Source organism: Rhizobium sp. N731, from assembly GCF_001664145.1.
In the GTDB taxonomy this organism is placed as follows: Bacteria; Pseudomonadota; Alphaproteobacteria; order Rhizobiales; family Rhizobiaceae; genus Rhizobium; species Rhizobium esperanzae.
On record NZ_CP013606.1, the window covers coordinates 308011 to 327829 of the forward strand.

At 62.8% G+C, this 19819-nt stretch carries 21 protein-coding genes; 10 read left to right on the forward strand and 11 right to left on the reverse strand.

The annotated features are described in order from the left end of the window. The first annotated feature begins 175 nt into the window (after window positions 1–175). On the forward strand, window positions 176–1219 hold the full coding sequence (locus tag AMK02_RS28875; protein ID WP_064808468.1) for an NAD(P)-dependent alcohol dehydrogenase: 1044 nt from the start codon (window positions 176–178) through the stop codon (window positions 1217–1219). Between the two features lie 14 nt (window positions 1220–1233). Here the strand turns inward: AMK02_RS28875 and AMK02_RS28880 are convergent, their stop codons facing one another. From AMK02_RS28880 to AMK02_RS28895, 4 genes are all read right to left on the reverse strand, one after another. Continuing rightward, window positions 1234–1800 (reverse strand): DedA family protein, encoded by a 567-nt coding sequence (locus AMK02_RS28880; protein WP_064808469.1) that lies wholly within the window; start codon window positions 1798–1800, stop codon window positions 1234–1236. A 35-nt stretch (window positions 1801–1835) separates the two neighbouring features. After that, window positions 1836–3197, reverse strand: coding sequence for an FAD-containing oxidoreductase (locus AMK02_RS28885; RefSeq protein WP_064808471.1), 1362 nt, complete (start codon window positions 3195–3197; stop codon window positions 1836–1838). Continuing rightward, window positions 3194–3655, reverse strand: coding sequence for a DUF4126 family protein (locus AMK02_RS28890; protein ID WP_064808472.1), 462 nt, complete (start codon window positions 3653–3655; stop codon window positions 3194–3196). Before AMK02_RS28890 ends, AMK02_RS28885 begins: the two co-directional genes overlap by 4 nt. Window positions 3656–3753: 98 nt before the next feature. After that, a complete protein-coding gene (locus AMK02_RS28895; RefSeq protein WP_064808474.1) occupies window positions 3754–4941 on the reverse strand; it encodes an acyl-CoA dehydrogenase in 1188 nt (395 codons plus the stop codon). 168 nt (window positions 4942–5109) lie between these two features. Here AMK02_RS28895 and AMK02_RS28900 point away from each other — a divergent pair, with 168 nt between their 5' ends. Continuing rightward, on the forward strand, window positions 5110–5448 hold the full coding sequence (locus AMK02_RS28900) for a cupin domain-containing protein (RefSeq protein ID WP_064808476.1): 339 nt from the start codon (window positions 5110–5112) through the stop codon (window positions 5446–5448). Here AMK02_RS28900 and AMK02_RS28905 read toward each other — a convergent pair whose 3' ends face one another. Beyond that, the gene (locus AMK02_RS28905; protein ID WP_064808851.1) at window positions 5449–6402 is read right to left on the reverse strand and encodes a LysR family transcriptional regulator; all 954 of its coding nucleotides are present in this window, start codon (window positions 6400–6402) and stop codon (window positions 5449–5451) included. 230 nt (window positions 6403–6632) lie between these two features. On the opposite strand from AMK02_RS28905, the gene AMK02_RS28910 reads away from it, so the two are divergent. The 8 genes from AMK02_RS28910 to mmsB all read left to right on the forward strand — a co-directional run bounded on the left by AMK02_RS28910 (window position 6633) and on the right by mmsB (window position 14348). After that, window positions 6633–6872, forward strand: a complete 240-nt coding sequence (locus AMK02_RS28910; protein WP_064808478.1) for a hypothetical protein — start codon at window positions 6633–6635, stop codon at window positions 6870–6872. 334 nt (window positions 6873–7206) lie between these two features. Then, a complete protein-coding gene (locus AMK02_RS28915) occupies window positions 7207–8412 on the forward strand; it encodes an ABC transporter substrate-binding protein (protein ID WP_064808479.1) in 1206 nt (401 codons plus the stop codon). A gap of 5 nt (window positions 8413–8417) precedes the next feature. Then, the gene (locus AMK02_RS28920; RefSeq protein ID WP_064808481.1) at window positions 8418–9200 is read left to right on the forward strand and encodes an ABC transporter ATP-binding protein; all 783 of its coding nucleotides are present in this window, start codon (window positions 8418–8420) and stop codon (window positions 9198–9200) included. Further along, on the forward strand, window positions 9200–9901 hold the full coding sequence (locus AMK02_RS28925) for an ABC transporter ATP-binding protein (protein WP_064808483.1): 702 nt from the start codon (window positions 9200–9202) through the stop codon (window positions 9899–9901). Before AMK02_RS28920 ends, AMK02_RS28925 begins: the two co-directional genes overlap by 1 nt. Window positions 9902–9905: 4 nt before the next feature. Beyond that, entirely contained in the window at window positions 9906–10793 is an 888-nt protein-coding gene (locus tag AMK02_RS28930; protein WP_064808485.1) for a branched-chain amino acid ABC transporter permease, read from the forward strand. A 1-nt stretch (window position 10794) separates the two neighbouring features. Beyond that, window positions 10795–11784, forward strand: coding sequence for a branched-chain amino acid ABC transporter permease (locus tag AMK02_RS28935; RefSeq protein WP_064808488.1), 990 nt, complete (start codon window positions 10795–10797; stop codon window positions 11782–11784). A 77-nt stretch (window positions 11785–11861) separates the two neighbouring features. After that, a complete protein-coding gene (locus AMK02_RS28940) occupies window positions 11862–13457 on the forward strand; it encodes a GMC family oxidoreductase (RefSeq protein WP_064808490.1) in 1596 nt (531 codons plus the stop codon). A 9-nt stretch (window positions 13458–13466) separates the two neighbouring features. Continuing rightward, window positions 13467–14348: a 3-hydroxyisobutyrate dehydrogenase gene (gene mmsB, locus AMK02_RS28945; protein WP_064808492.1), complete on the forward strand. Its 882-nt coding sequence runs from the start codon at window positions 13467–13469 to the stop codon at window positions 14346–14348. Window positions 14349–14354: 6 nt separating this feature from the next. Here mmsB and AMK02_RS28950 read toward each other — a convergent pair whose 3' ends face one another. The 6 genes from AMK02_RS28950 to AMK02_RS28975 form a co-directional block, all read right to left on the reverse strand. Continuing rightward, a complete protein-coding gene (locus AMK02_RS28950; RefSeq protein WP_064808494.1) occupies window positions 14355–15134 on the reverse strand; it encodes an ABC transporter ATP-binding protein in 780 nt (259 codons plus the stop codon). 135 nt (window positions 15135–15269) lie between these two features. Then, window positions 15270–16028, reverse strand: a complete 759-nt coding sequence (locus AMK02_RS28955; protein WP_064808496.1) for a fumarylacetoacetate hydrolase family protein — start codon at window positions 16026–16028, stop codon at window positions 15270–15272. Between the two features lie 86 nt (window positions 16029–16114). Then, entirely contained in the window at window positions 16115–17494 is a 1380-nt protein-coding gene (locus tag AMK02_RS28960) for an FGGY-family carbohydrate kinase (protein WP_064808498.1), read from the reverse strand. After that, the gene (gene rhaM, locus AMK02_RS28965; RefSeq protein ID WP_064808500.1) at window positions 17491–17811 is read right to left on the reverse strand and encodes an L-rhamnose mutarotase; all 321 of its coding nucleotides are present in this window, start codon (window positions 17809–17811) and stop codon (window positions 17491–17493) included. The genes AMK02_RS28960 and rhaM overlap by 4 nt, the downstream gene beginning before the upstream one ends. Next, the gene (locus AMK02_RS28970) at window positions 17808–18815 is read right to left on the reverse strand and encodes an ABC transporter permease (protein ID WP_064808502.1); all 1008 of its coding nucleotides are present in this window, start codon (window positions 18813–18815) and stop codon (window positions 17808–17810) included. The genes rhaM and AMK02_RS28970 overlap by 4 nt, the downstream gene beginning before the upstream one ends. Continuing rightward, window positions 18812–19813, reverse strand: a complete 1002-nt coding sequence (locus tag AMK02_RS28975) for an ABC transporter permease (protein WP_064808504.1) — start codon at window positions 19811–19813, stop codon at window positions 18812–18814. Before AMK02_RS28975 ends, AMK02_RS28970 begins: the two co-directional genes overlap by 4 nt. Between the last annotated feature and the right edge of the window lie 6 nt (window positions 19814–19819).

The following is a 19819-nucleotide window of genomic DNA, read 5'->3' on the forward strand; positions in this document are numbered from 1 at the left end:
CTTCCGGAATCATACGGAGGTTTATCAGCGGTTATCTTTCGGGCTACGCATATGAGCATTTCGTCGCGGGATGAGCAAAAGCTTACGTCGACGGTTGAATTGAAGCGCCTTGCGGTCTTATAGTCGGCTCAATGGCACCCTCTGAATCGCCGGGCCATAGGGAAGGAAACCGAGAATGACCAAAGTCCGTGCGCTGGTGCTGGAGCGCCAGCATGAGCTTGCGTTGCGCGATATCGATCTGCCGCTGGAGACAGGGCCGGGGCAGGTGAAGATCAAGATTCATACCGTCGGCGTCTGCGGTTCGGACGTTCATTATTACACCCACGGCAAGATCGGCCCCTTCGTCGTCAACGCGCCGATGGTGCTCGGCCACGAGGCGGCCGGCACGGTGATCGAGGTGGGGGCCGGTGTCACACATCTGAAAGTCGGCGACCGCGTCTGCATGGAGCCGGGCATCCCCGATCCGAACTCCAAGGCGAGCCGGCTCGGTATGTACAATATCGATCCTGCCGTCAGCTTCTGGGCGACGCCCCCAATCCATGGCGTGCTGACGCCCGAGGTGGTGCATCCGGCCAATTATACGTTCAAGCTGCCCGACAATGTCAGTTTCGCCGAAGGAGCGATGGTCGAGCCCTTCGCGGTCGGCATGCAGGCGGCCGCCAAGGCGAAGATCACGCCCGGCGATACCGCTATCGTGCTCGGCGCCGGGCCGATCGGCACGATGGTGGCGATTGCCGCCCTTGCCGGCGGCTGCGCCCGCGCGATTGTCGCCGATCTCGCCCAGCCGAAGCTCGACATCGCCACGCAATATCAGGGCGTCATCCCGGTCAATATCCGCGAGAAGAACCTGATCGAAGAGGTCGGCCGGCTGACCGACGGCTGGGGTGCGGATGTGGTCTTCGAATGCTCCGGTTCGCCGAAGGCCTGGGAGACGATCATGGCGCTGCCGCGCCCTGGCGGCGTCATCGTTGCGGTCGGCCTGCCTGTGAACCCGATCGGCTTCGACGTCTCGACGGCATCCACCAAGGAAATCCGCATCGAAACCGTGTTCCGCTATGCCCACCAGTATGAGCGTTCGATTGCCCTCTTGGCATCAGGCCGTGTCGACCTGAAGCCGCTGATATCGGAGACGTTCACATTCGACGATTCGATCAAGGCGTTCGACCGCGCTGTCGAGGCCCGGCCGAGCGACGTGAAGCTGCAGATCGTGATGGAATAGGCGCCGCAGCGCTTTTACTGATGCCTGCCGCTTGGTTTCATCCGAAAGAGTAGAGCAGCGGCTGCGACGACAGCGGCGGCTGCAACTGCGATCAACAGATGGCGGTGAAGGGGAAGGTTGCCCAGCGTCTGCTGGATGGCGTGGCCGAACAGATAACCGAGCGCGGTGAAAAGCTGCCCCCACACCAGCGCGGCTATCGCATTCAGGACGACGAATTTGCCGGTCGCTATCCGCGTCGTGCCGATGACAATCGGGCTGATCGTCCGCAAGCCGACGAGAAAACGGAACGCCAGGATGAAGCCGGTTTGATATTTCTCCAGCAGCCGGGTCGCGCGGGTAAGCGCGGGTCTTTCCATCAGCCGTCGGACGGGAGCCCATTGCCCGGCATAGCGGCCGGCGAAGAACCAGAACTGATCGCCGGCGAAGGAGCCTGCGATGGCCGCGAGCGACGCTGACCAATAGGAGAGCAGTTCGCGATGGGCAATCACGCCGCCGAGGAAGGCGGCCGTCTCGCCTTCGAAGGCTGCACCGAGGAAAATCGCCAGCAGGCCGTAGTTTTCGATCAGCGCTTCGATAGACATGCCCGCCTCCAGCTCTTCCCGAGGTCAGGTCACGGCTAAACCGGCTTCAAATCCCCAAGCAGCGTCGGAATCAGCTCCGACACCGTCGGGTGGATCGGCACCGACCATTTCAGCGCGGAATAGGTGGTTCCCGCATTCATCGCATCGATCAGGCCATGGATCACCTCGTCGCCTTCGATGCCAAGGATCGCCGCGCCGAGGATCTCCTTGGTCTCGGCATCGGCGATCACCTTCATGAAGCCCTTGGTCTCGCCGCGTTCAGTGGCCCGGCCGACGCGGCTCATCGGCCGGATCGAGACCATGATCCTGCGGCCGGAGGCACGCGCCTGCTTCTCCGTCATGCCGACGCGGCCGAGCGGCGGGTCGATGTAGAGCGCATAGGCCGGGATGCGGCTCGAGACCTTGCGGTCGTCGCCGTCGAGCAGGTTGGCGGCGGCGATCTCGAAATCATTGTAGGAGGTATGGGTGAAGGCGCCGCGGCCGTTGCAGTCGCCGAGCGCGAAGATGCCCTCGACATTGGTGGCAAGCTTGTCGTCGACGGTGATATAGCCGCGCTTGTCGGTTGCCACGCCGGCGGCCTCGAGACCGAGGTCGTCGGTATTCGGTTTGCGGCCGGTGGCGATCAGCACATGGCTTGCTTCGATCTTCGCCGTGCCGGCAGTGACGCTCACTTCGCTGCCGTTTCGGGTAAAGGCGATTTCGCCGGCGTCGGTGTGGACTGCAATGCCTTCGGCCCGCAGTATATCGGCGATCGCGTCCGATATATCCTCGTCTTCGCGTGAAGCGAGCTTCGGGCCGTGCTCGATGACGCTGACTTCGGCGCCGAAGCGGCGATACATCTGGGCGAATTCCAATCCGATATAGCTGCCGCCGATCACCGCCAGGTGCCGCGGCAGGGTATCGAGATGAATGATGGAGGTGCTGGTGAGGTAAGCGATATCGTCGATGCCTGGCAGTTCGGGGATGACGGGCCGCGCCCCGACATTGAGAAAAATGCGCGGCGCCGTCAGCGTCTCGCCATTCACGCGGACGGCCTTCGCATCCTCGAAACGGGCATGACCGTAGATCACGCTCATGCCGTCCATGCTGTCAAACCAGCCGATCAGGCCATTGCGGGCGTTCATCGTCACCGTTTCCGCCCGGGCTCTCACCACCTTCATGTCGATGGCGATTTCGCCGGGAATATTGACCCCGTAGGCGGCGCCGCTTCTTGCGACATGGGCGGCGCGGGCGCTGGCGACGAGAGTCTTGGTCGGCATGCAGCCGGCATTGACGCAGGTGCCGCCGAGGAACTTGCGCTCGATGAGCGCCACCTTCATGCCGTTTTCGACCATGCGGGCGGCGAGGAACGGGCCGGCCTGGCCGGCGCCGATAACGATGGCGTCGAAGCTCTTCATGACACGGCTCCTACGATCAATAGGGCGCCGACAACGGCAACGGCATCCTCGACGAGGGCGGCCGGCAGATCCTTGCCGAAGGCGGCGGCAAGCCTGGCGCGCAGCGCGGCGCCGCCATAGGTGCCGATGACGGCGCCGATCACGCCGGCGATCAGCCCGCCGAAAAGCAGGCTGCTCGCCGCGCCGATCGTGGCGCCGGCAAGTGCTCCCGTGACGATGCGGGCGGCGAACTGCACCGGCACCTTGCGCGACGGCGTCGACGGCAGCTGGTCGGTGACGAGTTCAACGACGGCGAGAAGGGTGAAGATCCACGGCGTCCATCGGTAGCCCATGAAGGCAAGCGGCGTCTGCGACACGTCGAACCAGCCGAGCGCCGCACCCCAGGCGACGGCAGCCGGCGCGGTCATGGCGCGGAGGCCCGAGATGACACCGATCAGCAATGCAAGAAGCAGAAACATGCGCGATCCCCCTCATTGCCGGCCTTATGCCGCAGCCAGGGAAGGTCGCACATTGTCAAGCGCGTGGCAATTCGCCAGGTCTGGCCGGGCTCTGCAACTCAATTTGCAAAGGCGGCGATGCCGGTGATTGCCCGGCCGATGATCAGTGCGTGGATGTCGTGCGTGCCTTCATAGGTGTTGACCACTTCGAGGTTGACGAGATGGCGGGCGATGCCGAATTCGTCGGAGATGCCGTTGCCGCCGAGCATGTCGCGGGAAGCGCGCGCGATTTCAAGCGCCTTGCCGCAGCTGTTGCGCTTGAGAATCGAGGTCAGCTCCACCGGTGGATGGCCTTCCTCCTTCATGCGGCCGAGCCGCAGGCAGCCCTGAAGGCCGAGCGCGATCTCCGCCGCCATGTCGGCGAGCTTCTTTTGAATCAGCTGGTTGGCGGCGAGCGGCCGGCCGAACTGCTTGCGCTCCAGCGTATATTGCCGGGCTCTCGCATAACAATCTTCAGCCGCACCAAGTGCGCCCCAGGCAATGCCGAAGCGGGCCGAGTTGAGACAGGTGAACGGCCCTTTGAGGCCGGTGACGCCGGGCAGCAGGTTTTCCTCGGGCACGAAGACCGCGTCCATCACCACTTCGCCCGTGATCGAGGCGCGTAAGCCCACTTTGCCGTGGATGGCAGGCGCCGAAAGCCCCTTCCAGCCCTTTTCGAGGATGAAGCCGCGGATGAGCCCATCCTCGGTCTTTGCCCAGACGACGAAGACATCGGCAATCGGCGCATTCGAGATCCAGGTCTTCGAGCCGGTGAGGCTGTAGCCGCCGTCGACCTTCCTGGCGCGCGTCGCCATCGAGCCGGGGTCGGAGCCATGATCGGGCTCGGTGAGGCCGAAGCAGCCGATCCATTCGCCGGTCGCCAGCTTCGGCAGGTATTTCAGCTTCTGCGCCTGCGACCCGAAGGTTTCGATCGGCACCATGACAAGCGAGGACTGCACGCTCATCATCGAGCGGTAACCGCTGTCGATCCGTTCGACCTCGCGAGCGATCAGCCCGTAGGCGACATAACCGAGGCCGGCGCCGCCATAATCGGGCGAAATCGTCGGGCCGAGCAGGCCGAGTTCGCCCATTTCGCGGAAGATGGCGGGATCGGTCTTTTCATTGCGAAAGGCGTCGAGTACACGGGGAGCAAGCTTTTGCTGCGCATAGGCATGGGCGGTATCCTGCACCATGCGCTCCTCGTTGGTCAGCTGCTCCACCAGGCGGAATGGATCGGACCAGTCGAAAACTTCGCGCGTATGCTGCATGGCAGCGTCTCCTCATTCAGGCTTGCCTCGCTCAAGGTCGCATAGACCCGCCAGCCGAGCGCGTCAACAACAAGGCGGCCCTATCGAAAAGACAGGGGCGGCCATCTTTTCAAACGGTACGCCATGATCCACTTTGCCCCCGTTCGATTCTGGAATGAGGAGGCGGAAATGTCGTCAAGCGATCTGTTCATATCGGCCGAAGGCGCCGAATGGGTCAATCCGGAACCCGGCGTCACCAGGCGCATCATGACCTATCTGCCCGAGATGATGATGGTAGAGGTGGCGTTTGAAAGCGGCGCCGTGGGCGCTGCCCATTCGCATCCGCACATCCAGGCAAGCTACGTCGCCGAAGGTAGCTTCGAGGTAACGATCGATGGCCGCACCGAAGTGTTGCGGCAGGGCGGCAGCTTCATCGTGCCGCCCAATCTCGTCCATGGCGTCAAGGCACTGGAAAAGGGCCGGCTGATCGATAGCTTCACGCCGCACCGGGCCGAGTTTCTCAAGTAATCAGCTTTCGGCTTCCGACCGGCGCGGGGAACTGGCGGCGATGATATAGGGCGGCACGAAGCGCGCATCTTCACCGCGCACGGCCTCACGCAGGAAGTCGATGACGGCGCGCACGCGCGGCGCCTGTTTGAGGTCGCGATGACAGGTGATCCAGTACTGGCGCTTGAGGTCGATTTCCGCGGGGAGCACCCGCACCAGCTCGGGATAACGGCTGGCGAAGAAATAGGGCAGGATGCAGAGGCCGAGGCCGTTTCGGGTGGCGGTGAGCTGCGCGAAGATGCTGGAGCTCTGGAACTGCGGCTTGATGCGCGGATGCACATCGCTGAGATAATCCAGGCCCGGCGCGAAAATCATCTCCTCGATGTAGCTGACGAAGGGATGCTCAAGCAGGTCGTCGCGGCAGGTGATCGCAGGCGCCTTTGACAGGTAGTCGCGAGAGCCGTAGATCTGCAGATGATAGTCGGTCAGCTTCTCCGCGAAATAAGGTCCTCCCTTCGGCTCGTCGAGCACAACGGAAATGTCGGCCTCCTTGCGCGACAGCGACATGATCTGCTGGATCGTCACCAGTTCGAGCGAGAGATTCGGATGCCGGGCCGCGAACCGCGGCAGCACGGGAGCGAAAAAGAAATTGGCAAAACCCTCCGGCGCGCTGAGGCGCACCAGGCCGCGCTGCGCCATCGAACCGTCGGCGAGATCGGCGCGCAGCCGCTCGGTCTCCTGCTCCATCCGCTCGGCCGTCTCCACGAAGCGCGTGCCCATGGCGGTCAGCACGTAGCCGCGCGGATTGCGCTCGAACAGCTTGACCTTCAGGGCAAATTCCAGCCGGTCGATTCGGCGCGAGACGGTGGCATGGCTGGAGCGCAGCTGGCGGGCCGCCGTCGAAAGCTGGCCCGTGCGGGCGACGGCGAGAAAAAACTGCAGATCGTCCCAGGTAAACTGCGGTGGATTGCTCATCGCCATTGCCTTCATCAACAACCCCGCAACGAATATCATGATTGGAGATTTAAACAATTCTTTGTTTTTACTTATCTTTTGTTCCCACACGGATGGGCGGTCTGCGGCTGATGAATCCGGGGAGTACCGGAAGGCGTCCGCAATAAATGCGTTGATGCCCCGCGACAGCGCTTTCGGCCTCCATGCAGGAATGTTACACGGCAGCGTTGTGCTTTTTGAGGTAATTATGGATGAAAAAATTGGTTCGCCTGCTGCTGACGGTCGCTCTCGCATTCGTCGTGGTCATCGGTTTTCGTTGGTATCGCTACATCTCCAACACCGACAGTCCCTATGATGAAGTCGGCATCACGCTCAACACGGCCATGCCAGGCCCGATCAATGCCTGGGGCTGTGCAAAATTGAAGGAAACCTTTAGCGGCGCCTTGCCTCCCTATGGCTGCGCTGCCGACAACGGGACGCAGTGGAAGTAACAGCAGCCTGAACGTGCCGAAATGCGCCTGTGAGACGAACGGACAAAGGAGGATTGTTCGTTCGTCTAACAGCGCATGCCTGCACAACCGCAGAAACTGCCCTAGTTCTAGCGCTGAGCGCTGACTCCTGGCGCTTCCTGAGGTTGGGATGGAAATTGTGCAGCTCTCTTTCTGTGCAAAAATGAACAGATACTGTTTGGAATTAGTTGTAAACCACCCGTTGCTTCAGGCAAGAATTTCCATGATCGTAGGACGAGGGGCGGTCGTTCTGAGGAGTGCGACCGGCCAAATCTGAACAGACCCGCAATCTGGCTCATCTCTGGGAGGAGAGAATATGCGTAAGAATCTCATTGCATCAGTTGCATTTCTGCTTGCGAGCAGCACTGCCGTGCTCGCGCAGAGCGCGACCGACGGCAAGGTCAAGATCGGCATCCTGAACGACCAGTCGGGCGTTTATGCCGACTTCGGCGGCAAGTCTTCCGTCGAGGCCGCCAAAATGGCGGTCGAGGATTTCGGCGGCAAGGTGCTGGGTGTGCCGGTCGAGATCGTCGATGCCGACCACCAGAACAAGCCCGATATCGCCTCCAACATCGCCCGGCAATGGTACGACACCGAGCAGGTGGATGCGATCATGGAATTGACGACCTCCTCCGTAGCGCTCGCCGTGCAGGCGATCGCCAAGGAGAAGAAGAAGATCGACATCGTCACCGGTGCTGCGACGACGGATCTCACCGGCAAGGCCTGCTCGCCTTATGGCTTCCATTGGGCCTACGACACGCACGCTCTCGCTGTCGGCACTGGCGGCGCGCTCGTCAAGCAGGGCGGCGACAGCTGGTTCTTCCTGACCGCCGACTATGCCTTCGGTTATTCGCTGGAGCAGCAGACCAGTGAATATGTCAAGGCGAGCGGCGGGACAGTCGTCGGCACCGTCCGCCATCCGCTGTCGACCCAGGACTTCTCCTCCTTCCTGCTGCAGGCGCAATCGTCCGGCGCCAAGGTGATCGGCCTTGCCAATGCCGGCCTCGATACCTCGAACGCCATCAAGCAGGCGGCCGAATTCGGCATTACCCAGGGCGGCCAGCATCTGGCGGCGCTGCTCTTCACGCTCGCCGAAGTGCACGGCCTCGGCCTCGAGGCGGCACAAGGCCTGACGCTGACCGAGGGCTATTATTGGAACCGCGACGACGAAAGCCGCGTTTTCGCCAAGAAGTTCTTCGCCCGCACCGGTAAGATGCCGAACATGATCCACACCGGCACCTATTCGGCGGTGACGCAATATCTGAAGGCGGTGCAGAAGGCCGGCACCGACGAGACGGCGGCTGTGGCCAAAGAGCTGCATGAAATGCCCGTCGACGACGTCTTCGGCCGCGGCGGCACCGTCGGCGTCAACGGCCGCATGATCCACGACATGTACCTGCTGCAGGTCAAGAAGCCGGCCGAAAGCAAGGAGCCGTGGGATTACTTCAACGTTCTCGCCACCATTCCCGGCAAGGACGCCTATATCGATCCCGCCAAGAGCGGCTGCGAGCTGGTGAAGTAAGCGCGATGGCGGTTTCCGCAATTGAAACGCAGGCAAAGCCGCGGGTGGTATTGTCCGCCCGCGGCCTTCGCCGCGATTTCGGCGGCTTCACGGCCGTCAAGGACGTCGATCTCGACGTCCATGACGCCAGCGTGCATGCGCTGATCGGCCCGAACGGCGCCGGCAAGACGACGGTCTTCAACCTGCTGACAAAGTTCCTGCAGCCGACGGCGGGCAGCATCACGCTGATGGGTACCGATATTACGTACACGCCGCCGGACAAGGTGGCGCGCATGGGGTTGGTGCGCTCCTTCCAGATCTCGGCGGTCTTCCCGCATCTCTCCGTTCTCGACAATGTGAGGGTGGCGCTGCAGCGGCCGAACAATCTTTCCACCCAATTCTGGCGGCCGCTCTCGGCGCTCGACCGGCTGAACGAGCGCGCCGAGCAGCTGCTTGCCAGCGTCGGCCTTTCCAAGGAACGCGATCATATCGCCGCCGATCTTTCCTATGGCCGCAAGCGGGTGCTGGAGATCGCCACGACGCTGGCGCTGGATCCGAAGGTGCTGCTGCTCGACGAGCCGATGGCCGGCATGGGGCTTGAGGATGTCGCCGTCGTCTCGGCGATCATCCGCGACGTCGCCCGCGACCGGGCGGTGCTGATGGTCGAACACAATCTCTCCGTCGTCGCCAATATTTGCCAGCATGTCACCGTCTTGCAGCGCGGCGAGATCCTTGCCGAAGGCGACTACGCCACTGTCAGCCAGGACGAGCGCGTGCGCGTGGCCTATATGGGCACGGAGGAGCATTGATGGCCGCTCTCCTCGAAATCCAGGGATTGAACGCCTGGTACGGCGAAAGCCATGTCTTGCACGGCGTCGACATGCAGGTGGCCGAAGGCGAGACGATCACCATTCTCGGCCGCAACGGCGTCGGCAAGACGACGACGCTGCGCACCATCACCGGCATCGTGCGGGCCCGCAAGGGCCGGATCAGCTTTGCCGGCAGCGACATGATGCAGGTGCCGCTGCACAAGACGGCGCACCGCGGCATCGGCTTCGTGCCGGAGGAGCGCGGGATCTTTTCGACGCTCACCGTCTCGGAGAACCTGCTGCTGCCGCCTGTCGTGGCGAAGGGCGGCATGACGCTCGACGAAATCTACGAACTCTTTCCCAATCTCTATGAGCGCCGCGGCAGCCCGGGCACCAAACTATCAGGCGGCGAGCAGCAGATGCTGGCGATCGCCCGGATTCTCCGCACCGGTGTGCGGCTGCTCATTCTCGACGAACCGACGGAGGGGCTTGCTCCCGTCATCGTCCAGCGCATCGGCGAGGTACTGAAGAAGCTCAAGGAACGCGGCATGACGATCCTGCTCGTCGAGCAGAATTTCCGCTTCGCCAGCCGTATTGCCGATCGCTTCTATCTGATGGATCATGGGCAGATGGTGTCGGAATTCCCGGTCGGCGAACTGCCGCAGCGCATGGATACGCTGCACAAGGTTCTGGGAGTGTGACCAGATGACGATGATCTTCGGCATTCCCCTGCAGGCGCTGCTCGGCCAGCTGCTGATCGGCCTGATCAACGGCTCGTTCTATGCGCTGCTGAGCCTCGGCCTCGCCATCATTTTCGGCCTGCTCCGGGTGATTAACTTCGCCCACGGCGCCCAATATATGCTCGGCGCCTTCGTCGCCTATCTGCTGTTGACCTATGCCGGCATCGGCTACTGGCCGTCGCTGATCCTGGCGCCTGTTATCGTCGGGGTTGCCGGCGCCGTCATCGAGCGGCTGTTCCTGCGCCGGCTCTACGATCTCGATCCGCTTTATGGCCTGCTCTTCACCTTCGGGCTGGCGCTCGCCGTCGAGGGCACCTTCCGCTATCTCTACGGCTCGTCCGGCCAGCCCTATGCGACGCCGGCGGCGCTTGCCGGCGGGGCCAATCTCGGTTTCATGTTCCTGCCGATCTATCGCGGCTGGGTGGTTGTCGTCTCGCTCGTCGTCTGTCTCGGCACATGGCTACTGATCGAGAAGACCAAACTCGGGGCCTATCTCAGGGCTGCGACCGAAAACGCCGTGCTGGTGCAGGTCTTCGGCGTCAACGTGCCGGTACTGCTGACGCTCACCTACGCGCTCGGCGCCGGCCTTGCCGCCTTTGCCGGCGTGCTGGCGGCGCCGATCTACCAGGTTTCGCCGCTGATGGGCTCGAACATGATCATCGTCGTCTTCGCCGTGGTCGTGGTCGGCGGTATGGGGTCGATCATGGGCGCGATCATCACCGGCTATGTGCTCGGCATCGCCGAGGGCCTGACCAAGGTCTTCTATCCCGAGGCTTCCAACATCGTGATCTTCGTCATCATGGCGATCGTGCTCCTCATCAGGCCCGCGGGCCTCTTCGGCCGGGATGCTTGACATGGCTGATATCACCGAAACCATCCGAACGGAAAAAAGCCGAACCGCCCTTTCGGTGCAGGCGGGCTTCCTGCTTGTGGGACTGCTGCTTCTGCTGCTGGCGCCGTTCTTCTTCTATCCGATCTTCCTGATGAAGCTGCTCTGCTTCGCGCTGTTTGCCTGCGCCTTCAACCTGCTGCTCGGCTATACCGGCCTGCTTTCCTTCGGCCATGCCACTTTCTTCGGCGGGGCGGCCTATTTCACCGCCTATACGGTGAAGGCATGGAGCCTGCCGCCGGAACTCGGCATCCTGATCGGCGTGGCGGGTGCGGCCTTTCTCGGCTTGGTCATGGGTTTCTTCGCGATCCGCCGTCAGGGCATCTATTTCGCAATGATCACGCTGGCGCTGTCGCAGATGTTCTTCTTCTTCTGCCTGCAGGCGAAGTTTACCGAAGGCGAGGACGGCATCCAATCGGTGCCGCGCGGCCACCTCTTCGGCTTCATCGATCTGAACAGCTCGACCAACATGTATTATTTCGTGCTGGCCGTCTTCCTGATCGGCGTGCTGATCATCTGGCGTTTCATCAATTCGCCCTTCGGCATGATCCTGAAATCGATCCGCGAAAACGAGCAACGGGCGATCTCGCTCGGCTATTCCGTGGCGCGCTACAAGCTCGGTGCCTTCGTTATGTCGGCGGCGCTGGCCGGTCTGGCGGGCGCGGTGAAATCGATCGTTTTCCAGTTCGCGACGCTCACCGACGTCGCCTGGCAGATGTCGGGCGAGGTGATCCTGATGACGCTGCTCGGCGGCATCGGCACGCTGATCGGTCCGCTCTTCGGCGCGGGGCTGGTGGTGGCGCTGGAAAACTACCTCGCCACTTCGGAATTTCCGGTGACGATCATCACCGGCATCGTCTTTATGGTCTGCGTGCTGATCTTCCGCCGCGGCATCATCGGCGAGTTCTACGCTTCGCGGCTCGGGCGGAAGCTGGGCTTCGTCTATCGCCGCTAATGGGCGGCCGTCTCCCTCTTTCCGCAGCGCGGGAAGAGGCGGGTGGCCAAGCATCTGGATTTTCGTGCAGGGCGCACATGGATCGTTACGACTACATCATCATCGGGGCAGGCAGCGCCGGCTGCGTACTCGCCAATCGTCTATCCGCCGACGGCAGGAGCCGGGTGCTGCTGCTCGAAGCCGGCGGCAGCGACAATTACCATTGGATTCATATTCCGGTCGGTTATCTCTATTGCATCAACAATCCGCGTACCGACTGGTGCTTCACCACGGCGCCGGAAGCGGGGCTGAACGGCCGGGCGCTGAGTTATCCGCGCGGCAAGGTGCTCGGCGGCTGCTCATCGATCAACGGCATGATCTATATGCGCGGCCAGGCGCGAGACTACGACCTCTGGCGGCAGATGGGCTGCAGCGGCTGGGGCTGGGATGACATTCTGCCCTTCTTCCGCAAGTCCGAGGATTTCTATCGCGGCGCCGACGACATGCACGGGGCCGGCGGCGAATGGCGCATCGAGAAGGCGCGGGTGCGCTGGGCCGTGCTCGACGCCTTCCAGCAGGCGGCGAGGGAAGCCGGCATTCCGGAGACGGCGGATTTCAACCGCGGCAACAACGAAGGTTCCGGCTATTTCGACGTCAACCAGCGCTCCGGCATTCGCTGGAACACCTCGAAGGCCTTCCTGCGACCGGCGATGCGGCGCTCCAACCTGACGGTGCTGACCAAGGCGCAGGTCCGGCGGCTGCTGGTGGAGGAGGGAGCAGTTGTCGGCGTCGAATTCCAGCACCGGGGCGCTGTGAAGCGCGCCTATGCGGCTAAAGAAACGGTGCTTTCGGCTGGTTCGATCGGTTCGCCGCATATCCTCGAATTGTCGGGCATCGGCAGGGGCGAGGTTCTCCGGCAGGCGGGCATCGATGTCGTCAGCGAGGCGAAGGGCGTCGGCGAGAACCTGCAGGACCATCTGCAATTGCGTCTGGCTTACAAGGTAACCGGGGTTCCGACGCTGAACGAGAAGGCGACGAAGTTGATCGGCAAGGCGGCGATCGGGCTCGAATATCTCGTCCGCCGTTCCGGGCCGATGGCGATGGCACCGAGCCAGCTCGGCATCTTCACCCGCTCAGGGCCTGACCGGGAAACGCCTGATCTGCAATATCATGTGCAGCCGGTCTCGCTGGAGAAGTTCGGCGATCCGGTTCATCCTTTCCCGGCGATCACCGCCAGCGTCTGCAATCTGAGGCCGGAAAGTCGCGGTTCGGTGCATCTGTCGAGCCCGGATTTTGCCGCCCAGCCGACCATCAGCCCGAAATACCTCTCGACGCAACGCGATCGTGACATAGCTGTCCGTTCCATACGGTTGACGCGGAGGATCGTCGCGCAGCCTTCGTTCGCGAGGTTTCGGCCGGAGGAATTCAAGCCGGGGCCGAGCTATCAGACGGAGGCCGATCTGGAGCGGGCGGCGGGCGATATCGGCACGACGATCTTTCACCCTGTCGGCACCTGCCGCATGGGCGCCGACAGGGACAGCGTCGTCGATCCCCGGCTGAAACTCCGGGCGCTCGGCAAGCTCAGGATCGCCGATGCCTCGGTGATGCCGTCAATCACCTCGGGCAACACCAATTCGCCGACGATCATGATCGCCGAAAAGGCGGCGGCGATGATCCTCGAAGACAATCGATAGGAGAAGACCATGGCAAGGATCGCATTCATCGGCCTCGGCAACATGGGCGGGCCGATGGCGGCCAATCTCGTCAAAGCAGGCCACGAGGTCCTTGGCTTCGATCTCGCGGCCTCGGTGCTGAAGGCGGCTGAAGCGAGCGGCGTCAAGGCAGCCAGTCATGCCAGCCAGGCGGTGAAGGACGCCGAGATCGTCATCACGATGCTGCCGCAGGGCCGGCATGTGCTGACGGCCTGGACCGATATCCTGCAGACCGCCGCGCAGGGAACGCTTGTCATCGATTGCTCGACAATCGATGTCGAGAGCAGCCGCAAGGCGCATGAGATGGCCAAGGCCGCAGGCTGCCTGTCGCTCGACGCGCCCGTCTCCGGCGGCACGGGCGGCGCGACGGCGGGAACGCTGACCTTCATGGCCGGCGGCTCGGATGAAGCCTTCGCCGGGGCGAAACCGATCCTGGAGGCGATGGGCAAGAAGATCGTCCATTGCGGCGAAGCCGGCGCCGGTCAGGCGGCGAAGATCTGCAACAACATGATCCTCGGCATCTCGATGGTCGGCGTCTGCGAGGCCTTCGTGCTGGCCGAAAAACTCGGCCTCTCGCATCAGGCGCTTTTCGACGTCGCCTCGACCTCGTCCGGCCAGTGCTGGTCGATCAATACCTATTGCCCGGTCCCAGGGCCGGTCCCGACCTCGCCCGCCAATAACGGCTACAAACCCGGTTTCGCCGCTGCCCTGATGCTGAAGGACCTGAGGCTCTCGCAGGAGGCGGCGCTGGCAAGCGGCGCCTCAACGCCGATGGGGGCGGAGGCTGCGCAGCTTTATGCGCTCTTTGAAAAGCAGGGCAATGGCGGCAGGGATTTTTCCGCCATCATCGAGATGTTCCGGGAAAAGGCGTAGGCGATACTATAAGAGATAGCTGACCGGCTCGTTTCGCACCGGATGGGGAAAGACGCCCATGCCGACGCCGAAAATCGACTGCAGCTTGTCGGCCTGCATGATCTCGGCGGGCGTGCCTTCGGCGGTGATCCGGCCGCGGTTGAGCGCGACGATCGCATCGCAATAACGCGCGGCGAGGTTGATGTCGTGCAGCACGATGACGACGGTCAGTCCGCGTTCGTGGCTGAGCTCCTTGACCAGCGAGAGGACACTTGCCTGATGGGCGAGGTCGAGTGCTGATGTCGGTTCGTCGAGCAGCAGGCAGCGGGCGTTCTGGGCGAGCATCATGGCGATCCAGGCGCGCTGACGCTCGCCGCCGGACATGTTGGCGACGGGACGGTCGGCAAAATCCCCGAGCTCGGTGCGGACGATCGCCTCCTCGACAATCCTGCGATCCGTCGCGGTGAAGCGGCCGAGCGTGCCGTGCCAGGGAAAACGGCCGAGCGCCACAAGTTCGCGCACGCTCATCCCATCGGTCGCTGGCGTAAATTGCGGCATATAGGCGATGTGCCGGGCAAATTCCCTGGCACCCCAGTCCGCCGCCGGTTTGCCGTCGAAGGCAATGGTGCCGGATTTCGGCGCGAGCTGACGGGCGATGATCTTCAGAAGCGTACTCTTGCCTGAGCCGTTCGGCCCCACCAATCCATAGATACGGCCCTGCTCCAGCGTCAGGTCGATACCATGCAGGATGGATTTTGGCCCCAGGGCATATTCGATTGCCGACAGGGCAAGGAAAGGCGAAGACATGTGTCTGCTCCAGGTTCGGCGCTGCGAACGGGCTCGGGAGGGTGAGCCCTCCCTTTCCCTGCAAAACTAAACCGGAGTTGTCAACTTACGCTTCGGCATACGGTTGAAATCGGCCGGCGGAGGGCCGGTGTTCAATCAACCCTTTGACACCGAGAAGCTCAGTCTGGCATCGCCGAACAGGATGTCGGTCTCGCCGGGTTCGGTCAGGACGACCGCGCCGCTCAACGTGCCTGTGGTGATGAGCGCGCCGGCCTTCAGCGATGTCTCGGGACGCAAGCCGTCATTGGCGTAATCGACAAGCCAGGTGAGAACGTCGCCCTTCGGATGCTGGGCCGGGCCGTCATAGATCGTGCGGCCGGCATGGGTGACCTTGAGCGGCATGCCGCCGGCGGTATCGACGACGCTTTTGTCGAGCTTCGGGCCGAGCACATAGCCGCTATTGCCGAGGCGGTCTGAGGTAAACAGCAGAAAGGAGATGCTGCCGCTTTCCCTCACGGCGCTGACCAGCAGCTCGGCCCCGAGATGGACGGCGGAGATCGCTTCGACCACTTCGGCGCGGCTGTAGGGAGCGCCGGTGCGGATCGGCAGATCCTTGCCGAGGCGCACGGCGATCTCGGTCTCGAATTTCATGCCAGGAAACCAGGGAATGTTCGCGCCCGAGGCGGCTTCGGCATAGGGATGCAGGGGACCCGTGACCGCCTGACCCTCCGGCGAGACCGTCACCTTCCAGGCGTTGCTGGAAATATTCTCCGCGGCAGCGAGGAAATTCTGCGCCTCCATCGCCTGATGCAGATCGGCCGGCAGGGTGAAATTCCCGGTTTCTTCCTGTCTTCCGGCCTGGCGCAGGCGGTGCAGTCCGGTTGCAAGGGCACGTGGATCGAATGCCTCTGTCATGCTGTCTCCTTGACTTGGTTTTCGAGGGCACACTAACCGCAGGGCAGGGGCGAGCAAGCCCGTTCTTCAACCGTAGTCGGAAATGCTTATTCCATCGTCGCGGACCAGCGATCGCGATAAGCGGCGAGCCCCGCGATCTCGGCCGGTGGAATATGCGTTTCGGCGCCCGATGCCGGCCGGATGCCGGTGAGAAGGGCGGCCCCCTGGCTGGTGCCGGTCGAGCCGGGAAGGGCCACGACCTCGCGGTCGGCAAGGGCGGCAAGCAGCTTCAGATACGTTTCGTTGAGCGCAAAGGGCCCTTCGACGATGATGGGGCCTTTGGCGCCGATCAGTCCGAGGCAGGCGTCGGTCATCAAAGCGAGATAGAGGCAGGCGACGGCGTGACGTTCCTCGCGGCTCGCCTCGTCGGCGTCGATCCAGCGGCTCGCTTTTCCGGGAAAAGGGCCGGAACCGGGGGCGATGTTGGGCAGCAGCATCATGCCCTTGTCGACGACGGCGCCGATCGCCGCCTGGGCGGCCTTTTCATCGACCGGGCCGATTTCGGCCGACAGGATCTCGAATTCCCGCCCACCCATGAAACGCGAGGAGGGGACGGCCCGGCCGTAGGCATCGACATTGGCGAGCGCATCGCGTTTGGCATCGAGATGGTCGAGATCGCCGCCGACACCGAAATTGATGACCCAGGTGCCGGTGGAGACCACGGCGAAGGGGGCCGTCCGGTTGACGAGATGCGGCAGCAGCGAGGCGTTGGAATCGTGAATGCCGCAATAGACCGGCACGCGCGCGGCAAGGCCGAGCTCTGCGGCGATTTCAGGCAGAACAGGGCCGAGCGCATCGAAGGCGGAGCGGACCGGCGCCATCAGGCCGCGAATGCCGAGCCTGTCGATCAGCGAGGAATAGTTGCCGGTCTTCGGGTTCCAGAGGTCGGTATGGCAGCCGAGCGAGGTCAGCTCGTTGGCGGCGACACCCGTCAGCCGCGCCGTCCAATATTGCGCATAGGTGAGAATGGTCGCGACCTTGCCGAATTCCGCGGGAAAGGCGCTCTTCTGATAGTGCAGCTGCGCGCCGACATTGAGGCCCATCGCCAGGCGCGGCGAAAAGGTTTCGTCGAAGGAGGGGCGCAAGGCCGTATAGGCATCGCGAATTTCTTGCGGATATTCGTGTTCGTAGTCGATCACCGGCATCGCGAGCGCACCGTCCCGATCGAGCAGTGCGGCTGCGGCCCCGTGGGTGGTGATCGAAATAGCGTCGAAACCAGGCGCCTGCGCAAGGCGTTTCAGCGAATCGAGCGCGAAGGACCAGAGGGCCTCTGTGTCGTAATGCGGGTAGGGACCGGTTTTGATCGTAACGTTCGGGCGTTTCAGGACGGCGATCTCGGCGCCTGTCCCAGCGTCGAGCACCACCACCTTGGCATTGGTCTTGCCGATGTCGAGAACGGCGATGCGGCGATAGGAAGGAGCGTTCATGGCATATGAAAGAGGGTGACGAGGTCGCTTTGAACGGGCGAATTGTCCGGGTTCGTCGCCATGATATCCGCCATATGCGCCCACCATTTCTTCATGACGGGATGCTCCGGCAGGCTTGCCATCGTATGGTCCTTCGGCCGCGTCAGCACGCCGAACAGTGTGTTGGTGTCGCGGTCCAGATGGATGGAATAGTCGCTGGCGCCCGACTGGTGCAGGAGATCGACCAGTTCCGGCCAGATCTCGTCATGCCGCTTGCGGTATTCGGCTTCCATGCCGGGATTAAGCTGCATCTTGAAAGCGTGTTTTTCCAAGGTCATCGGGAGCTCATGAGCTTGATGCGGCGGGCGACGATCGGGATCGCGATGGTGATGATGAGAAGCAGGCCGATGAAGATCGACATGACGATGCCCGGCACGTTCAAGAGACCGAGGCCGAAGGTGACGAGGCCCATGACGAAGGCGGCGATGACGACGCCGCCGATCGTGCCGGAGCCGCCGAGGATCGAGATGCCGCCGAGCACGACCATGGTGACGACTTCGAGTTCCCAGCCCTGAGCGATCGAGGGCCGGGTCGAGCCGAGGCGCGAGGTCAGACAGACGGCGGCAATGCCGCTCATGATGCCGGTCAGCAGGAAGAGGATGAATTTGACGCGCTCGACCGGGATGCCGGAGAAGCGGGCGGCGAAATCATTGTTGCCGATCGCATAGACCTGACGGCCGAAATTCGTCGCATGCAGCAGGATGGCAAAAAGGATCGCCAGCACGATGAACAGCACGAATTCGAACGAGAACACCCAGACGACATAACCCTGACCAAAATAGGCGAAATCGGCCGGATATTTGCCGTAAGCCTGGTCGCCGAGCACGATATAGGAAATGCCGCGGAACAGGCTCATCGTGCCGATGGTGACGACGATCGACGGCAGCTTCAGCACCGAGACCAGCACGCCGTTGAAGATGCCGCAGGTTAGGCCGGTGCCGAGGCCGATCAGAACCAGGCCCGGTGTGCCGATGCCAAGCTGGGCCGCCGCCCCCATCGCCGTCGAGGCGAGCGCGATGATGGCGGCAACCGAGAGGTCGATCTCGCCCGAGATGACGAGCAGCGCCATGGCGAAGGCAATCATCGCCTTTTCGGTGAAGTTGAAGGTGGCGTCCGAGAGGTTCCAGGCATCGAGGAAGTAGGGCGAGGCCAGGGAGTTGAAGATGAAGATCAGGACGGCGACACCGAAGAGCAGCACTTCCCAGCTTGCGACGATGCGGCGGAAGGGCGTGCCGAGGCGGTCGGGGATGACGCGCTTTTTGTGGATGGATACGGTGCTCATGCTGCGGCCTCCGTTCTGATTTCGGCTGCGGCGCGATCGCGCAGGATGATGCGGCCCCGGTTGCGCTCACGCCGGGCGTTGAAGGCAACGGCGAGAATGATGACGGTTCCGGAGATCGCCATCTGCGTGAAGGGCGAAATGCCGATGACCGGCAGGGCGTTCTTGATGACGCCGAGGAAGAGCGCCCCGAGGACGGTGCCGGCGACCGAGCCGACGCCACCGGCAATCGAGATGCCGCCGATGACGCAGGCCGCAACGCTGTCGAGCTCGAAGCCGTTGGCGATATCGACATAGGCGACGGCGTAACGCGATACCCAGAGATAGCTGGAAAGGCCGGCGAGCGCGCCCGACAGCACGAAGGCGAGGAATTTCGTCCGGCCGGTATCGATGCCGGCATAGACGGCAGCCGTCGGATTGCCGCCGGTTGCATAGGCCGAGCGGCCAAACTGGCTATAGCGCAGCAGCATGTACATCAGCGCGACGATGATGATCGCGACCCAGCTCAGCACCGGCAGGCCGAGGATCGGCGTGCGGGGAACGGCGAGGAAGGTCGGCGTCATCTGGTGTGCGTTTACCCAGGCGCCGCCCGAGAGCACGAAGGCCATGCCGCGATAGATGGTGAGGGTGCCGAGGGTGACGACGATCGGCGGGATTTCGAGGCGCCAGACGAGGAAGCCGTTGATGGTGCCGAGGGCTGCGCCGATCGCCACCGCGGCAAGGATCAGCACGATCAACGGCAGGCCGGGAAAGGCGGCGTTCATCATCGCGATCGCCATGCCGGTAAAGGCGAGGTTGGCGGCAACCGAAAGATCGATCGATTTCGTCAGAATAACAGTCATCTGGGCAAGCGCCAGGATGATGAGGATCGCGGTGTCATTGAAGATACCGGCGAGATTATCCGGTGTGGCGAAATCGGCGGCCCGCGTCGAGAAGACGACGATCATCACGACGATGATGGCAAAGAGCAGGGTTTCGCGTTTTTTGATCAGTTTGGCCATGCCGTC

Bases quoted from the DNA above. Each gene is read 5' to 3' on its own strand.
- AMK02_RS28890 (WP_064808472.1), bottom strand. From the start codon at position 3,655: ATGTTTCTGCTTCTTGCATTGCTGATCGGTGTCATCTCGGGCCTCCGC.
- AMK02_RS28975 (WP_064808504.1), bottom strand. From the start codon at position 19,813: ATGGCCAAACTGATCAAAAAACGCGAAACCCTGCTCTTTGCCATCATC.
- AMK02_RS28950 (WP_064808494.1), bottom strand. From the start codon at position 15,134: ATGTCTTCGCCTTTCCTTGCCCTGTCGGCAATCGAATATGCCCTGGGG.
- AMK02_RS28925 (WP_064808483.1), top strand. From the start codon at position 9,200: ATGGCCGCTCTCCTCGAAATCCAGGGATTGAACGCCTGGTACGGCGAA.
- AMK02_RS28885 (WP_064808471.1), bottom strand. From the start codon at position 3,197: ATGAAGAGCTTCGACGCCATCGTTATCGGCGCCGGCCAGGCCGGCCCG.
- AMK02_RS28970 (WP_064808502.1), bottom strand. From the start codon at position 18,815: ATGAGCACCGTATCCATCCACAAAAAGCGCGTCATCCCCGACCGCCTC.
- AMK02_RS28880 (WP_064808469.1), bottom strand. From the start codon at position 1,800: ATGTCTATCGAAGCGCTGATCGAAAACTACGGCCTGCTGGCGATTTTC.
- AMK02_RS28915 (WP_064808479.1), top strand. From the start codon at position 7,207: ATGCGTAAGAATCTCATTGCATCAGTTGCATTTCTGCTTGCGAGCAGC.
- AMK02_RS28930 (WP_064808485.1), top strand. From the start codon at position 9,906: ATGACGATGATCTTCGGCATTCCCCTGCAGGCGCTGCTCGGCCAGCTG.
- AMK02_RS28900 (WP_064808476.1), top strand. From the start codon at position 5,110: ATGTCGTCAAGCGATCTGTTCATATCGGCCGAAGGCGCCGAATGGGTC.
- AMK02_RS28920 (WP_064808481.1), top strand. From the start codon at position 8,418: ATGGCGGTTTCCGCAATTGAAACGCAGGCAAAGCCGCGGGTGGTATTG.
- AMK02_RS28875 (WP_064808468.1), top strand. From the start codon at position 176: ATGACCAAAGTCCGTGCGCTGGTGCTGGAGCGCCAGCATGAGCTTGCG.
- AMK02_RS28905 (WP_064808851.1), bottom strand. From the start codon at position 6,402: ATGAGCAATCCACCGCAGTTTACCTGGGACGATCTGCAGTTTTTTCTC.
- AMK02_RS28940 (WP_064808490.1), top strand. From the start codon at position 11,862: ATGGATCGTTACGACTACATCATCATCGGGGCAGGCAGCGCCGGCTGC.
- rhaM (WP_064808500.1), bottom strand. From the start codon at position 17,811: ATGACCTTGGAAAAACACGCTTTCAAGATGCAGCTTAATCCCGGCATG.
- AMK02_RS28895 (WP_064808474.1), bottom strand. From the start codon at position 4,941: ATGCAGCATACGCGCGAAGTTTTCGACTGGTCCGATCCATTCCGCCTG.
- AMK02_RS28955 (WP_064808496.1), bottom strand. From the start codon at position 16,028: ATGACAGAGGCATTCGATCCACGTGCCCTTGCAACCGGACTGCACCGC.
- AMK02_RS28960 (WP_064808498.1), bottom strand. From the start codon at position 17,494: ATGAACGCTCCTTCCTATCGCCGCATCGCCGTTCTCGACATCGGCAAG.
- mmsB (WP_064808492.1), top strand. From the start codon at position 13,467: ATGGCAAGGATCGCATTCATCGGCCTCGGCAACATGGGCGGGCCGATG.
- AMK02_RS28910 (WP_064808478.1), top strand. From the start codon at position 6,633: ATGAAAAAATTGGTTCGCCTGCTGCTGACGGTCGCTCTCGCATTCGTC.
- AMK02_RS28935 (WP_064808488.1), top strand. From the start codon at position 10,795: ATGGCTGATATCACCGAAACCATCCGAACGGAAAAAAGCCGAACCGCC.